Source organism: Dietzia massiliensis, assembly GCF_018390595.1.
GTDB lineage: Bacteria > Actinomycetota > Actinomycetes > Mycobacteriales > Mycobacteriaceae > Dietzia > Dietzia massiliensis.
In genome coordinates this window covers 1-14,974 of the sequence record NZ_JAHBAV010000068.1, presented here as the reverse complement: position 1 = coordinate 14,974, position 14,974 = coordinate 1, and the positions used below count along the sequence as shown (strand labels likewise).

Genomic DNA, 14,974 nt, shown 5'->3' with positions numbered 1-14,974 from the left:
CCACTTGGCTCGAATACGTGTTCTATCCTACGCCTACGTGTTCGACACCACAAGGGGTGCGTGTCAGTCGAAGGCGGCGACAGTGCGTCGGGAGATTCTGGGCGGTGACGAGGGCCGACGGCCGACAGGGCAGAGGGTTCGCGGACCCGCGGCGCGGCGCGGGACACGCCGGTGCGGGGCCGGGGCCGCGCAGGGTAGAGAGCTGGCCGGTGGTTCCGCCGGCCGGGCCCACGTCAGCGCCGGCCGAGCCGCCGTCAGCGCCGCCCGCGGGCCTCTCGGTAGATCTCGACGAGCGAGTCCGTGGAGGAGTCGAAGCCCGGCTCGGGGTGGGTCTCGGCGGTGAGGGCGGAGAGCAGCTCACCGGCCTGCGCCTTGCCCAGCTCTACGCCCCACTGGTCGAACGCGTTGATGCCCAGGATCGCCGCCTGGGTGAACACGACGTGCTCGTACAGCGCGATGAGCTGGCCCACGACGCTCGGGGACAGGGACGGCGCGAGGATCGTGGTCGAGGGCCGGTTGCCGGGCATGACCTTGTGCGGGGCGAGGGCGGGGTCGACGCCGTCGGCGAGGACCTCCTCCTCGGTTTTGCCGAACGCCAGCACCCGCGACTGGGCGAAGAGGTTGGCCATGAGCATGTCGTGCATCGACACCGGCCCCGTCGCGCCGGGGACGTCGGCGGCCAGGTCCGCGGCCGGCCGTGCCACGCCGATGAAGTCGACGGGCACGAGCTGGGTGCCCTGGTGGAGCAGCTGGAAGAAGGCGTGCTGACCGTTCGTGCCGGGCTCGCCCCAGTAGACCTCGCCGGTCGGGTAGGTGACGTCCGAACCGTCGAGGCGCACGGACTTGCCGAGGGACTCCATGGTGAGCTGCTGCAGATAGGCGGGGAACCTGTGGAGGGCCTGGGCATAGGGGATGACGGCCTTGGACTGCGCGCCGAGGAAGCACGTGTACCAGATTCCCAGCAGGGCCATGAGGACGGGCGCGTTGTGCTCGGGCGCCTCGGTGGCGAAATGCAGATCCATGGTGTGGAAGCCCTCGAGCATCTCGATGAACGCCGGCGGGCCCGCCGTGATCATCACCGACAGCCCGATCGCGGAGGACACCGAGTAGCGGCCGCCGACCCAGTCCCAGAAACCGAACATGTTGTCCGGGGCGATGCCGAAGTCGGCGACCTTGTCCGCGGCGGTCGAGACGGCGACGAAGTGAGAGGCGATCGCCTCCTCTGACCCCAGGGCCTCGATGAAGTGCCGCCGCGCCGCGTGCGCGTTGGCCATGGTCTCCTGCGTGGTGAACGTCTTGGAGGCGACCACGACCAGCGTGGTGGCCGGGTCGATCTCGGCGAGGGTCGCCGTGAGGTCGGCGGGGTCGACGTTCGAGACGTAGCGCGCCCGGATCCCGGCGGTCTGGAGTTCGCGGAGCGCGGCGTCGACCATCACCGGGCCGAGGTCCGAGCCGCCGATGCCGATGTTGACCACCGTGTCGATCCGCTCGCCCGTGTGTCCGGTCCACTCGCCCGAGCGGACGCGGTCGGCGAGATCGGTCATGCGCGCCAGGACCGCGTGGACGTCGGCCACCACGTCGGAGCCGTCGACGACGAGCTCGGCATCGGCCGGGAGCCTGAGCGCCGTATGGAGGACGGGACGGTCCTCGGTCGTGTTGATGCGATCTCCCCGGAACATGGCCGCCCGCTGCGCCGGCAGCCTGGCGGCGTGGGCCAGTTCGGTGAGGGCGCGCAGGATCTCGTCGGTGACCAGGTGCTTGGACAGGTCCACGTGCAGGTCGCCCGCCGTGACCGACATCCGGCGGCCGCGTTCGGGATCGGCGTCGAACAACTCGCGCAACGTCACCTCGCCGATCGAGGGGACCAGGCCCGCGACCGCTGCCCACTGCTCCGTCGTGCTGATGTCGGTCATGGCTGCGAGATTAGCCGGGAATACGAACACGCCGCCGACTGTTCAGAGGATGTGACCCGCGTAACTCCACCCGTCCCGCAGGCCGAGCGACTGGTCGCACTCGGCGTGCCGGAGCTCGCCGGGATCAGTGCCGATCAGCTGCGGGACCACGCCCGCGCGTTGGCCGCCGGACCCGGTGACGGGCGGATCGGTTGCGGAGCCGTGCTGGCCGTCCACCCCTCACTCCTGTCGGCCGCGCGACTGGCGGCACTGATGCGCCGCGACGGGAAGGCGGGCTTCGTCGTCGTCGACATGACCGACCTCGCCGACTTCACACCCACCGACGACATCACCCTCCCCGACGCGCCGCTCTACCTCCTCGACGACGTCACGCGCGGTGACGACATGCTGGACTGGACCCCCACCGACGCGCACGCGGCTCTGACCGCCCGCGGACGCACTCCGCTGACCGTCTCCGAGGGGATCAGCTGGGTACTGCAGCAGCCCGACGCGCTCGAGCCGGGCGCGTGCTTCATGTGTATCGGCTCGCGCAAGCCCAAGCCGACCGGCGGGCTGGACTCCCGCACGCCCGCGCTGTGGATCAGCGGCGGCACCGGCCGCGACGGCAAGGAGAACAAGGGCGCGCCCAAGGTGGGGTGGTGCTGGGCGGGCAACCACCACACCTGGCTGGGCTTCGCGTCGACGTCCGGCAGGCGGGGGCCGGCTCGGTAACAGGCCGACCCAGAAGCCCGGTCGCCTAGTACCCCAGCCGACCGCGGCCCAGGCGCAGGAGCATCCCGGCGAGCGTCTGACCCTCCTCGCCGAGGGACGCGAAGCGCTCGTAGACCTTGAGCTCGCGCGTGTGCACGAGCTTGGTGCCGCCCGACTGCATACGCGTGCGGCCGATGCGGCGGGAGATCTCGCTACGGCGGGTGATGGCGTCCAGGATCTCGGCGTCCAGACGGTCGATCTCCAGCCGCAGTTCCTGGATCTCGGCCTCGGACAGAGGATCGTCGGTGCCGGCGGGGTCGGTGCTCATGAAGCGAATTATCCCACTGCACCCCGGAGCGACCGAACAACCGTCTAATGTTTGCGCCCGTGGAAGAATTCAACACGTTTCTCGCCGACATCGGATCGGTGATCTGGGGGCCGTTCGTCCTCATCCCGCTGCTGCTGGGCACCGGCTTGTTCCTCACCGTCCGACTGCGGGCGTTGCAGTTCCGCAAGCTCGGCCCCGCACTGCGGCTCGGCCTGCTCAAGCGGCACGACAGCGGCGGCGAGGGCGACATCTCGCAGTACCAGGCGCTCACCACGGCGCTGGCGGCCACGGTCGGCGTCGGCAACATCGTCGGCGTCGCCACCGCCATCGCGCTCGGCGGGCCGGGGGCGCTGTTCTGGATGTGGATCACCGCGCTAGTCGGCATGGCGTCCAAGTACTCGGAGGCGTTCCTGGGCGTGCGGTTCCGCGTCACCGACGCCCGCGGCGAGCAGTCCGGCGGCCCGCAGTACTACCTGCACCGCGGATTCGCCGAGATCTTCGGCCGATCAGGTGCGAGAGTCGGCCTGGTCCTGTCGATCGTGTTCGCGGTGTTCGCCGTCCTGGCCAGCTTCGGCATCGGCAACATGACCCAGGGCAACGCCGTGGCGACCCAGTTGGAGAACTCGTTCGACGTCTCGCCGGTGACCACCGGCATCGTCCTCTTCGTCCTCACGGGCGCCGTGCTCCTCGGCGGCATCAAGGCCATCGGGCGGGTCACCGCCGGGTTCGTGCCGCTCATGATCCTGCTCTACATCATCGGCGGGCTCGTGGTCCTCGTCGTCAACGCCGATCAGATCCCGGCGGCGTTCGGCCTGGTCTTCTCCGACGCCTTCACCGGTACCGCGGCCGTCGGCGGCTTCGCGGGCTCCGCGATCCTGTACGCCATCCAGATGGGCGTCGCGCGCGGCATCTTCTCCAACGAGTCCGGCATGGGCTCGGCGGCGATCGCGGCCGCGGCAGCGCGGACCACCCACCCCACCCGTCAGGGCCTGGTCTCGATGACGCAGACGTTCATCGACACCATCATCGTCGTCACCTTCACCGGCCTGGTCCTGGTCACCACCGGCGTGTGGCAGGGAGGGGGTGACGTCGCGGGCACGATGACCGCCGACGCCTTCGCCTCAGCGATCCCCGACGGCGACAAGCTCGTCGCGGTGTCCATCGCGTTCTTCGCCTTCTCCACCATCCTCGGCTGGTCGTACTACGGCGAGCGGTGCATGGAGCGGCTCGTGGGCGCGCGCGGCGTCATCCCGTACCGCATGGTCTTCACGTGCGTGGTGTTCATCGGCGCCGTCACCGAGCTCGAGGTGGTGTGGAACTTCGCCGACGTGATGAACGGGCTCATGGCGATCCCCAACCTCATCGGCCTGCTCGTCCTGTCCGGGCTGATCGTCCGCGAGACGCGTCATTACCTGGACAACGACCCGCGTCTGGACGCCACCGCCTCGCAGGTCGATGAGTTCATGGGGGCCCGCACGCGCTGACCCCGGGCGGTGTCGGACCGGGTGGGTAGATTGGACCCCACGATGACCGACACCGCCTCCGCCCCCGCCCGCCAGCACTCGCCCCACTCGCCGCTGCTCGATGGGCTCAACCCCCAGCAGGCCGCCGCGGTCACCCACCGCGGCGGCCCGCTGCTGATCGTCGCGGGCGCCGGGTCGGGCAAGACCAGCGTGCTCACGAGGCGGATCGCCTACCTGCTCGCCGAGGGCGGCGCCCACCCGGGGCAGATCCTGGCCATCACGTTCACCAACAAGGCCGCCGCCGAGATGCGCGAGCGCGTCGCGGCGCTGGTCGGCCCGCACGCCGAGCGGATGTGGGTGGCCACCTTCCACTCGATCTGCGTGCGCATCCTCCGGGCCCAGTCGGCGCTGCTCGGGACCCGAAACTCGAACTTCACGATCTACGACTCGGACGACTCCCGGCGGCTGCTGGGGATGATCGCCAAGGAGCAGCAGCTCGAGGTCAAGAAGTTCACCCCGCGCATGCTCGCCTCGGCCATCTCCAACCACAAGAACGAACTGCGCGACCCGGCTGAGGCCATGGACCGGGCGCTCGAGGACTCGGATCGCACCGCGCAGACCGTGGCGGCCGTGTTCACCGAGTACCAGGCGCGGCTGCAGGCGGCCAACGCGTTCGACTTCGACGACCTCATCGGCGAGACGGTCGCCCTCTTGCGCGCGCACCCCGAGGTGGCCGCGTACTACCGGCGGCGGTTCCGCCACGTCATGGTGGACGAGTACCAGGACACCAACCACGCGCAGTACGTCCTGGTCCGCACTCTCGTGGGCGGCACAGCGGGGGACGACGACGAGGTGGGCGTGCCCCCGGCCGAACTCTGTGTGGTGGGTGACGCGGATCAGTCGATCTACGCGTTCCGCGGGGCCACGATCCGCAACATCGAGGACTTCGAGCACGACTACCCGGACGCCCGTTCCATCCTGTTGGAGCAGAACTACCGCTCCACGCAGACCATCCTGTCGGCCGCCAACGCCGTGATTGCGCGGAACGCCGGGCGGCGCGAGAAGAACTTGTGGACCGCCGAGGGCGCCGGCGAGCTGCTGGTGGGGTATGTCGCGGACAACGAGCACGACGAGGCGCGGTTCATCGCCGGCGAGATCGACCGGCTGGTGGACTCGGGCGAGGCGTCCTACTCCGACGTCGCGGTGTTCTACCGGACCAACAACTCGTCCCGCGTGATCGAGGACGTGTTCGTCCGCTTGGGCCTGCCCTACAAGGTCGTGGGCGGGACCCGGTTCTACGAGCGCAAGGAGGTGCGCGACGTGGTCGCCTACCTCAAGGTGCTGAATAACCCGGACGACGCGGTGGCGATCCGACGCATCCTCAACACCCCGCGTCGCGGCATCGGTGACCGGGCCGAGGCGTGCGTGGTGGTTCACGCCGAGCAGCGCGGCATCGGCTTCGCGCAGGCCCTGCGCGACGCGGCGGAGGGGAAGGTCTCGCTGCTGCCCACGCGGTCGGTCAAGGCGATCGCCGGGTTCGTCGAGATGCTCGACGACCTGCGCGGACGCCTCGACGGTGACGACCACGCCGGCGGGCACGACTCCGCGCCCGACGTGGGCGCGCTCGTGGAGGCGGTGCTCGAGCGCACCGGCTACCGCGCCGAGCTGGAGGCGTCCAACGATCCGCAGGACGCGGCGCGCCTCGACAACCTCAACGAGCTGGTGGGCGTGGGCCGGGAGTTCTCGTCGGAGGCCGCGCTGCAGCGCTCAGCGCGTGAGCAGGGCTTCGTCGAGGAGGCCGACGCGGACGCCGACCTGGACGAGGGTCTGGCCGAGCCGGGATCGCTGGCGGCGTTCCTCGAGCGCGTGTCGCTGGTGGCCGACGCGGACGAGATCCCCGACGACGACCAGGGGCAGGTCACGCTCATGACCCTGCACACCGCCAAGGGCCTGGAGTTCCCGGTGGTGTTCCTCATCGGCATGGAGGACGGACTCTTCCCGCACATGCGGGCGCTGGGCGATCCCGCGGAGCTGTCGGAGGAGCGGCGGCTGGCCTACGTGGGCATCACCCGCGCCCGCCGGCGGCTGTACCTGACGCGGGCGATGATGCGCTCGTCATGGGGCCAGCCCATGACCAACCCGGGGTCGCGGTTCCTGGAGGAGATCCCCTCCGAGGCGATCGAGTGGCAGCGCGAGGAGCCGGCCGGCGGCGCCGGGTTCGGGGATGACGACTCGTACGCCCCGCGGCGGCGCTTCGGCGGCGGCTCCGGTGGTTACGGCTCGGGTGGATACAGCTCCGGCGGATACAGTTCCGGCGGCGGCTCCGGTGGACGCTCGCCCGGGATCCCGCGCGCGAAGCCGTCAGCTCCCGCGCTGGAGTTGGCGCCGGGCGACCGGGTCACGCACGACAAGTACGGCCTCGGCAAGGTGCTCTCCTGCGACGGCAGCGGGCCGCGCGCCACGGCGACCATCGACTTCGGTGCCTCCGGGAAGGTGCGGCTCATGCTCATCGGGGGCGTACCCATGCAGAAGCTCTGAGGCGGGCGGGCCGACGTCGGCCAGCCTCGCGCACGCTGATCACACGCGGCGACTTCGTGCACTATGTAAACTCCCTTATCACTTCGCGGCGGGGGGTCGTGAGTGACGGAGGTGCAGCCGGGTGGACACCACGAACGGACGGGTACGGGTTCGCGCAGGTGGGCGCAGCGAGAAGGTGCGTCAGGCGGTGGGGGAGGCGACGCTCGGCTTCCTGGAAGAGGGGCGACTGACCTTCAGCGTCGTCGACGTCGCGGCACGAGCGGGCGTCGGTCGGCGGACGGTGTACCGGTGGTGGCCGACGCGTCACGATCTGCTCGTCGAGGCCCTGCAGACCCATGTCCGACGGGCGCCGGTCGTCGAGGCCGTGGGCTCGTGGGAGGAGAATCTCCGGGCGCTCGCGCACCGGCTCGCGGAGTTCGCTGAGGGGCCGGTCGAGAGCGCGATCGCCGCGATCATGGCGGGCGGCCAACACCCGGAGTTCAACCAGACGGTGCTGGATCAGTGGCGGCCGGCGATCGAGTCATGGCATCGACTGGTGCACGTGGGCGCGGAGAGGGGCGAGGTCGCGGAGGGGCTCGACCCTCGCACGGTGATCGACACGCTCCTCGTTCCGATCGTCTTCACGCCCCTGGCGATGCGGCGTCCGATGGACACGTCCGAGGTGGACGCGCTGGTCGATCTCCTGCTCACCGGTACGCGGGCCCGGTAGAGTGGTAGAGCCGGGCAGCGGCGGCGGGTGGGCTCAGCTGCCGAGCGAGCCGTGGGCGTGGTCGTGCGAGCCGGCGAGGCTACCCATCGCCAGGTCGAGGCCGTGCTGTGCCAGCCACACGACCGGGTCGACGTAGTCCTTGCCGCCGTTGACCAGCACTTCGAAGTGCAGGTGGGTGCCGGTCGAGAACCCGAGGTTGCCCATGCCGGCGATCTTCTGGCCGGCATACACGCGCTGGCCTTCCTGGACGTCGAGGGTCTCCATGTGCCCGTAGACCGTCATCGTGCCGTCGTCCGACATGATGCGGATCCAGTTGCCGAAGCCCTGAGCGGGCCCGGCGTCGATGACCACGCCGTCGGTCGCCGCGAGAATCGGCGTTCCGTTGACGTTGGCGATGTCGATGCCGTTGTGCATCGCCCCCCAGCGCATCGCGTACGGCGAGGTGAACGCACCGAACGCGGGGAGGGAGATCTTCGGACGTCGGGCCTGCTCCTCGGCGATCTCGCGCTGGGCGTTGATCTCCGTGCCGGCGTAGAGCATGGCCGACTGGATGTTCTCGGTGCCGGTGTCCCCGACGGAGGCGGGGACCACCACGGGCTCCGGCGCCGACGGGGTCGCCGGTGCTGAGGTCCCGGGCGTCGCGGGGCTCGCGGTGGCGGGGGCCGGCTCGCCGTTGGCCAGCAGGGCGATGTCGCCGGCCTCGGCCGAGTGGGTGCCGGTAGCGTTGAGCGCGGAGCCCGCCGAGGCGGCGGAGACCGCCGCGCCCGCGGCCACGGCCAGGACGGCGGCGCGACCGCGCAGGGCGGTCGGCGGCGCGGGCATCCGGTGGCGGCCGACCCGGTGCGCACCGGCCGGAGGGATGACGACAGGAGTCGCTGCTACTTCCTGATGCGACTCTCTCACCGTGGTCGTTTCCCCTCTGTCGTCGCGCCGTGATCTTTTCGTGATGAACCTCGTCCAAGGTAACGGACTGGCAACGACCCCGCAAGGCAGTGGCCGCCCCGAGAGGGAGGGGTGCATCACACCCGTGTGACTCGTGTGGTTCACGGGGCCTGCGGGCGTCCGTGGGGGGGGCAGTGGCGGGAGCGGCCGCGAATGGGCGGGCGTGCACTGTGATTCAGTGCACATACATACACACACATACCCCCGGGGTGCGACGGGCGACACACCGCGCGCCTAGGATGAGGCAGGACTCGGCTTTACAACAGGGCCGGGCGAATCTACCCACGTCAAGATGGTGAGCTGATGGATCTCTTTGAATACCAGGCAAAGGCTCTTTTCGCGAAGCATGACGTGCCCACCACCCCGGGGCGCGTCGCGGACACCGCGGAGGAGGCCGAGAAGGTCGCGGCCGAGATCGGCAAGCCTGTTGTCGTCAAGGCCCAAGTGAAGGTCGGTGGCCGTGGTAAGGCCGGCGGCGTGAAGCTGGCAGAGGATGCCAAGGAGGCTCGAGCCCGGGCCGAGGACATCCTGGGCCTGGACATCAAGGGCCACATCGTCAAGAAGCTGCTGGTCGCCGAGGCCAGTGACATCGCGGAGGAGTACTACATCTCCTTCCTCGTCGATCGCGCTAACCGCAACTACCTGGCCATGTGCTCGGTCGAGGGCGGCGTCGAGATCGAGCAGGTCGCCGAGGAGTCCCCGGACCGCCTCGCCCGGATCAACATCGACCCCACGGTCGGTGTCGACGAGGCCAAGGCCCGCGAGATCGCGAAGGCCGGCCACCTGCCGGAGGAGGTGCTGGACGCCGCTGCGGTGACCATCGCCAAGCTGTACGAGGTCTTCGTCAAGGAGGACGCCACCCTGGTCGAGGTCAACCCGCTCGTGCGCACGCCGAACGACGAGATCCTCGCGCTCGACGGCAAGGTGACGCTGGACGAGAACGCCGAGTTCCGTCACAAGGACACCTTCGCCGACTTCGCCGATGCGGGCACCACCGATCCGCTCGAGCAGAAGGCCGCCGAGAACGACCTCAACTACGTCAAGCTCGACGGCGAGGTCGGCATCATCGGCAACGGCGCCGGCCTGGTCATGTCGACCCTCGACGTCGTCGCCTACGCAGGCGAGAACCACGGTGGCGTCAAGCCCGCCAACTTCCTCGACATCGGTGGCGGCGCCTCGGCCGAGGTCATGGCCAACGGCCTCGACGTCATCCTCGGTGACGAGCAGGTCAAGAGCGTCTTCGTCAACGTCTTCGGCGGCATCACCGCCTGTGACGCGGTGGCGAACGGCATCGTCAAGGCCCTGGAGATCCTGGGCGACGAGGCCAACAAGCCGCTCGTCGTGCGTCTGGACGGCAACAACGTCGAGGAGGGTCGCAAGATCCTCGCCGAGGCGAACCACCCGCTCGTCACCCTGGCCGACAACATGGACTCCGGCGCCGACAAGGCCGCCGAGCTGGCCGCCAAGTAAGAAACAGAGGACCTTACACACATGTCGATCTTCCTCAACAAGGACAGCAAGGTCATCGTCCAGGGCATCACCGGCGGCGAGGGCACCAAGCACACGGCCCGCATGCTCGCGGCCGGCACCCAGATCGTCGGCGGCGTCAACGCCCGCAAGGCCGGCACCACCGTGTCCCACAAGGACGCCGACGGCAACGACATCGAGCTGCCCGTCTTCGGTTCGGTGAAGGAGGCCATGGAGGCCACCGGCGCCGACACGACGATCCTGTTCGTGCCGCCGCCGTTCACCAAGGACGCCATCATCGAGGCCGTGGACGCGGAGATCCCGCTCGCCGTGGTCATCACCGAGGGCGCACCGGTCCTGGACACCGCCACCGCGTGGAACTACAACCTCGCCAAGGGCGGCAAGACCCGCATCATCGGCCCCAACTGCCCGGGCATCATCACGCCGGGTGAGTCGCTGGTCGGCATCACCCCGGCGAACATCGCCGGCAAGGGCCCGGTCGGACTCGTGTCCAAGTCGGGCACCCTGACCTACCAGATGATGTACGAGCTGGCCGACTACGGCTTCTCGACCGCCATCGGCATCGGCGGCGACCCGATCATCGGCACCACGCACATCGACTGCATCGAGGCCTTCGAGAACGACCCGGAGACCAAGGTCATCGTGATGATCGGCGAAATCGGCGGCGACGCCGAGGAGCGTGCGGCCGACTACATCAAGGCCAACGTCACCAAGCCGGTCGTCGGCTACGTCGCGGGCTTCACCGCCCCCGAGGGCAAGACGATGGGTCACGCCGGCGCGATCGTGTCCGGCTCGGCCGGCACCGCGCAGGCCAAGAAGGAGGCCCTCGAGGCCGCGGGCGTGAAGGTCGGCAAGACGCCGTCCGAGACCGCCCAGCTCGCCAAGGAGATCCTCGACGCCATGTGATCCGCCGCGGCGGCCCCGTGAGGGGTGGCCGTGCGTGAGCGTTCCCGCGACCCCCGTCATCCCCGGATGGCGGGGGTCGCGGCGTGCCGGGGGCGGGCATGTCGGACCGGCTCTCTACGGTGGTCAGCGTGAGCCCCCCACGCGTCATCCGCCCCGCCGCCCGACGGTCTCCCGCGGGCGCCCGTTCGCTGCTGTGGACGGCGGCGGCCGCGGCGCTGCCCGTCATCGTGACCGTGCTCGTGTTGGCCGCGCTGACCCTGGGCGTGCTGGTGTTCACGTCCGACGAGTTCGACTCGTTGTTCGCCGTGGTCGCCGTGGAGTGGTTGGTGCTCAACCGCGTCCCGCTGGTGGTGGACACCATCGAGTTGGGATTCCTCCCGCTGCTGCCGCCGGTGCTCTACGCGGCGGTGTTGGCGCGTCAGACCCGCGCGGTGCTGGCGGACGTGGAGCAGCCGGGCGCGCGCGAGGCCGGAGCGGCGGTGGCCGGCGTGACGGTGGCGGGTCTGCTGCTCACCGGTCTGGCGACTCTGCTCGTGGGCTCCGCGGCGTCGGACTTCGCGGTGCGGGAGTCGTCCCTGCCGTCGGCGCTGGGGTGGACGGCGGCTGTGGCCATCGCCGGGGCGGGCCTGGGGGTGTGGCTGTACTTCCGGCGCGACCTGCGCGAGGTCGTGCCGCTGTGGGTCCGCGGCGGCATCCACCTCGGAGCGGCGTTCGTCGCCGCGGCCTGGGCGGTCGCGACCCTACTGGTCCTGGTCGGCCTCGTGGCGGCGTGGGAGCCCGTCGCGGCGGCGCTGGGGATCGGTAAGGACGTCGTGGGGACGGCCGCGCTCACCGCGATCTCGGCGGCGTATCTGCCCAACGTGGTGATCGGCGCCGCGTCCCTGCTCGTGGGCGGGGAGGCGCATCTGGGCCAGGCCTCGTACAGCGTCTTCGCTGTGTCGCGCGGCCCGATGCCGGAGGTCCCGCTGGCTGCCGTGCTGCCCACCACCACCCCGCACTGGGCGGTGCAGGGGCTGTTGCTGGTGACGGTGGTCCTGGCGGCGGCGTTGGCGCGGTCGGTGGCGCATTGGTTCCGGACGACCGGAGACGCGGTGAAGGCGGCGTGGCTGGCCGCCGCGATCGTGGCGCTGGTGATCGCGGTGAGCCCGGTCGTGGCCGGGGGCGAGCTCGGTGTGCTCGGCACGGTGGGCACGGGGTCGCTCATCGCGGCGGGCATGGGTCTGTTGTTGTTCGGCATCATCGGGTCGGCGACCATCGCCCTGTCCCTGGCGGGCCTGACGCGACGCCGGGAGCGCGCGGAGAGCGAGCTCGAGCGTCGCCGCCGCCGTGCGGGGACGGTGTCCGACGGCGTGATCGCCCCGGCCGACGTCGGCGGGGACGACGACGCCCGGGAGGGCGACGACGACGAGGTCGATCCCCTCGGAGCCGACACGGATCACTCCGAGGGCGCGGAGGCCGACCCTGCAGGGGCCCCGGAGACCGACACCGCGGTGGACGCGGACCCGCCATCGGATGCGGCGGCCGAGGACCCGCCCGTCGCGGAGGAGCCGGCAGGGGAGCCGGCAGGGGAGCAGGCTGGCGAGCCGACAGGGGAGCCGGCAGGGGAGTCGAGTGAGGAGCCGGCAGAGGAGGTCGCCGGGGACGCCGAGGAGCCCGCCGAGGACGATTCGGCCGGTCTGCCTGACGAGGAGCCGAGACCGGCCGACTAGACTCCCCAGACGAGGCCCGCGCGACCGGCGGGCCGCCGGATCGACGGGCGGGAGCGCAGCAGGTGGCGGATACCGAGTCCTCCGGCGACGGGTCCTGCGGGATCGTGCTGCTGGCCTCCGGCTCCGGCACCCTCGCCCAGAGCGTTCTCGACGCCGCGGCGGCAGGCGACTGCCCGTACCGCGTCATCGCGCTGGTCTCCGACCGCGACTGCGAGGCCGTCGCCCGCGCCGACCGCGCCGGCGTACCCACCGCCGTCATCCGTCCCGGAGACCATCCCGACCGCGCCGCCTGGGATCTCGCCCTCGCCGAGGCCGTGGGACGGTTCGCGCCCGACTGGGTCGTGTCGGCCGGGTTCATGCGCATCCTCGGCGCGGAGTTCCTGGGCCGCTTCGCCGACCGCGTCGTCAACACCCACCCCGCCCTGCTGCCGTCGTTCCCCGGCGCGCACGCCGTCCGCGACGCGCTCGCCTACGGGGTGCGGGTCACCGGCTGCACGGTGCACCTGGTCGACGCCGGGGTCGACACCGGCCCGGTGATCGCCCAGCGCGCCGTCGAGATCCGCCCCGACGACACCGAGCCCACCCTCCACGAACGCATCAAGGTCGTCGAGCGCGAACTGCTCGTCGACGTCCTCGCGGCCGCCGCCCGCGGCCGACTCCACATCGAAGGTCGAAAGGTGCACCTGAAGTGACCGACTCCCGCAGGCCCGTCCGCCGTGCCCTCATCAGCGTCTACGACAAGACCGGGCTGGAAGAACTCGCCCGCGGGCTCGCCGACGCCGGGGTCGAGATCGTCTCCACCGGCTCGACCGCCCAGCGCATCGCCGACGCCGGGATCGCCGTGACGCCCGTCGACGCGCTGACCGGGTTCCCGGAATGCCTCGAGGGTCGGGTCAAGACCCTGCACCCGCGGGTCCACGCCGGCATCCTGGCCGACACCCGCAAGCCCGAGCATCTCGAGCAGATCGAGGACCTCGGCGTGCACCCGTTCGAGCTCGTCGTCGTCAATCTCTACCCCTTCACCGACACCGTCGCCTCCGGCGCCGACTACGACGCCTGCGTCGAGCAGATCGACATCGGCGGCCCCTCGATGGTGCGCGCGGCGGCCAAGAACCATCCCTCCGTCGCAGTCCTGGTGGACCCCGCCGGCTACGGCGACGCGCTGGAGGCCGTCGCCGCGGGTGGGTTCACCCTCGAGCAGCGCCGCCGCCTCGCCGCCGCCGCCTTCCGCCACACCGGCGCCTACGACGTGGCCGTGGCCACGTGGATGACCGAGCAGACGTCCGGCGAGGACGAGGGCTACCCGGTCTGGCAGGGCCAGAGCCTCGACCTGGTGGCCACCCTCCGCTACGGCGAGAACCCGCACCAGAGCGCCGCCCTCTACACCGACGCCGCGGCCGCGCCCGGGCTCGCCCAGGCCCGCCAGCTGCACGGCAAGGAGATGAGCTACAACAACTACGTCGACGGCGACGCCGCCTGGCGCTCGGCCTTCGATCACGCCGAGCCGTGCGTGGCGATCATCAAGCACGCCAACCCGTGCGGCATCGCGATCGACGCCGACATCGCCGCCGCCCACCGCGCCGCGCACGAGTGCGACCCCGTCAGCGCGTTCGGTGGTGTGATCGCGGCCAACCGCGAGGTGACGGTGGAGATGGCGGAGCAGGTCGCCGAGATCTTCACCGAGGTGATCATCGCCCCGTCCTACGCGGACGGTGCCGTGGAGATCCTGCAGCGCAAGAAGAACATCCGGATCCTCGAGGCGCAGCCGCCCGCCGGTGAGGAGGTCGAGCGCAAGCAGATCTCCGGCGGCGTGCTCGTGCAGCAGCGCGACGCCCTCGACGCCGACGGCGACGTCGTGGCCGGCTGGACCAAGGCCTGCGGCGACGACGCCGACGAGCAGACCCTCCGCGACCTGCTGTTCGCGTGGCGCGCCTGCCGCGCGGTCAAGTCCAATGCCATCCTGCTCGCCCAGTCCGGCGCCACCGTCGGCGTGGGCATGGGTCAGGTCAACCGCGTCGACTCGGCGCGGCTCGCCGTGCAGCGCGCGGGCGACCGGGTCGCCGGGGCGGTCGCCGCCTCCGACGCCTTCTTCCCCTTCGCCGACGGCCTCGAGGTCCTCGCCGAGGCGGGCGTCCGCGCGGTGGTCCAGCCCGGTGGCTCCGTGCGCGACGCCGAGGTGATCGAGGCCGCCGAGAAGGCCGGCATCACCATGTACTTCACCGGTGCCCGGCACTTCTTCCACTGACATGGCGGGCACCGGCGCCGCGGGCAACGGGGCGGACGACGGC

At 70.9% G+C, this 14,974-nt stretch carries 12 protein-coding genes; 9 read left to right on the top strand and 3 right to left on the bottom strand.

Annotated elements, in window-relative coordinates; all coding sequences use genetic code 11:
- Positions 1–254: 254 nt before the first annotated feature.
- Positions 255–1,913 carry a glucose-6-phosphate isomerase gene (pgi, locus tag KHA85_RS14610; RefSeq protein WP_213186360.1) on the bottom strand — a complete coding sequence of 553 codons (1,659 nt, stop codon included), beginning with the start codon at positions 1,911–1,913 and terminating at the stop codon, positions 255–257.
- 51 nt (positions 1,914–1,964) lie between these two features.
- Here pgi and KHA85_RS14605 point away from each other — a divergent pair, with 51 nt between their 5' ends.
- Positions 1,965–2,624: a DUF5701 family protein gene (locus KHA85_RS14605; RefSeq protein ID WP_213186359.1), complete on the top strand. Its 660-nt coding sequence runs from the start codon at positions 1,965–1,967 to the stop codon at positions 2,622–2,624.
- Positions 2,625–2,649: 25 nt separating this feature from the next.
- On the opposite strand, the gene KHA85_RS14600 is transcribed toward KHA85_RS14605, so the two are convergent.
- On the bottom strand, positions 2,650–2,931 hold the full coding sequence (locus tag KHA85_RS14600; protein WP_061229061.1) for a chorismate mutase: 282 nt from the start codon (positions 2,929–2,931) through the stop codon (positions 2,650–2,652).
- 59 nt (positions 2,932–2,990) lie between these two features.
- On the opposite strand from KHA85_RS14600, the gene KHA85_RS14595 reads away from it, so the two are divergent.
- The 3 genes from KHA85_RS14595 (at position 2,991) to KHA85_RS14585 (ending at position 7,641) form a co-directional block, all read left to right on the top strand.
- Complete coding sequence (locus KHA85_RS14595; RefSeq protein ID WP_438802059.1) at positions 2,991–4,415, top strand: alanine/glycine:cation symporter family protein; 1,425 nt, start codon at positions 2,991–2,993, stop codon at positions 4,413–4,415.
- 42 nt (positions 4,416–4,457) lie between these two features.
- Positions 4,458–6,932 carry a UvrD-helicase domain-containing protein gene (locus tag KHA85_RS14590; RefSeq protein ID WP_213186357.1) on the top strand — a complete coding sequence of 825 codons (2,475 nt, stop codon included), beginning with the start codon at positions 4,458–4,460 and terminating at the stop codon, positions 6,930–6,932.
- A 121-nt stretch (positions 6,933–7,053) separates the two neighbouring features.
- Positions 7,054–7,641, top strand: a complete 588-nt coding sequence (locus KHA85_RS14585) for a TetR/AcrR family transcriptional regulator (protein ID WP_213186356.1) — start codon at positions 7,054–7,056, stop codon at positions 7,639–7,641.
- Between the two features lie 33 nt (positions 7,642–7,674).
- Here KHA85_RS14585 and KHA85_RS14580 read toward each other — a convergent pair whose 3' ends face one another.
- Positions 7,675–8,463 (bottom strand): M23 family metallopeptidase, encoded by a 789-nt coding sequence (locus tag KHA85_RS14580; RefSeq protein WP_213186355.1) that lies wholly within the window; start codon positions 8,461–8,463, stop codon positions 7,675–7,677.
- Positions 8,464–8,886: 423 nt separating this feature from the next.
- On the opposite strand from KHA85_RS14580, the gene sucC reads away from it, so the two are divergent.
- From sucC to purH, 5 genes are all read left to right on the top strand, one after another.
- Positions 8,887–10,053 (top strand): ADP-forming succinate--CoA ligase subunit beta, encoded by a 1,167-nt coding sequence (gene sucC, locus KHA85_RS14575; RefSeq protein ID WP_213186354.1) that lies wholly within the window; start codon positions 8,887–8,889, stop codon positions 10,051–10,053.
- A gap of 21 nt (positions 10,054–10,074) precedes the next feature.
- Entirely contained in the window at positions 10,075–10,977 is a 903-nt protein-coding gene (gene sucD, locus KHA85_RS14570) for a succinate--CoA ligase subunit alpha (protein WP_061229055.1), read from the top strand.
- A gap of 128 nt (positions 10,978–11,105) precedes the next feature.
- Positions 11,106–12,686 (top strand): cell division protein PerM, encoded by a 1,581-nt coding sequence (locus tag KHA85_RS14565; RefSeq protein ID WP_308936965.1) that lies wholly within the window; start codon positions 11,106–11,108, stop codon positions 12,684–12,686.
- Between the two features lie 62 nt (positions 12,687–12,748).
- Positions 12,749–13,378: a phosphoribosylglycinamide formyltransferase gene (purN, locus tag KHA85_RS14560; protein ID WP_213186352.1), complete on the top strand. Its 630-nt coding sequence runs from the start codon at positions 12,749–12,751 to the stop codon at positions 13,376–13,378.
- On the top strand, positions 13,375–14,931 hold the full coding sequence (gene purH, locus KHA85_RS14555; protein ID WP_213186351.1) for a bifunctional phosphoribosylaminoimidazolecarboxamide formyltransferase/IMP cyclohydrolase: 1,557 nt from the start codon (positions 13,375–13,377) through the stop codon (positions 14,929–14,931). The genes purN and purH overlap by 4 nt, the downstream gene beginning before the upstream one ends.
- Positions 14,932–14,974 lie beyond the last annotated feature (43 nt).

Coding starts and splice junctions, on each gene's coding strand:
- pgi (WP_213186360.1), bottom strand. CDS start 1,913: ATGACCGACATCAGCACGACGGAGCAGTGGGCAGCGGTCGCGGGCCTG.
- KHA85_RS14600 (WP_061229061.1), bottom strand. CDS start 2,931: ATGAGCACCGACCCCGCCGGCACCGACGATCCTCTGTCCGAGGCCGAG.
- KHA85_RS14590 (WP_213186357.1), top strand. CDS start 4,458: ATGACCGACACCGCCTCCGCCCCCGCCCGCCAGCACTCGCCCCACTCG.
- KHA85_RS14580 (WP_213186355.1), bottom strand. CDS start 8,463: ATGCCCGCGCCGCCGACCGCCCTGCGCGGTCGCGCCGCCGTCCTGGCC.
- sucC (WP_213186354.1), top strand. CDS start 8,887: ATGGATCTCTTTGAATACCAGGCAAAGGCTCTTTTCGCGAAGCATGAC.
- sucD (WP_061229055.1), top strand. CDS start 10,075: ATGTCGATCTTCCTCAACAAGGACAGCAAGGTCATCGTCCAGGGCATC.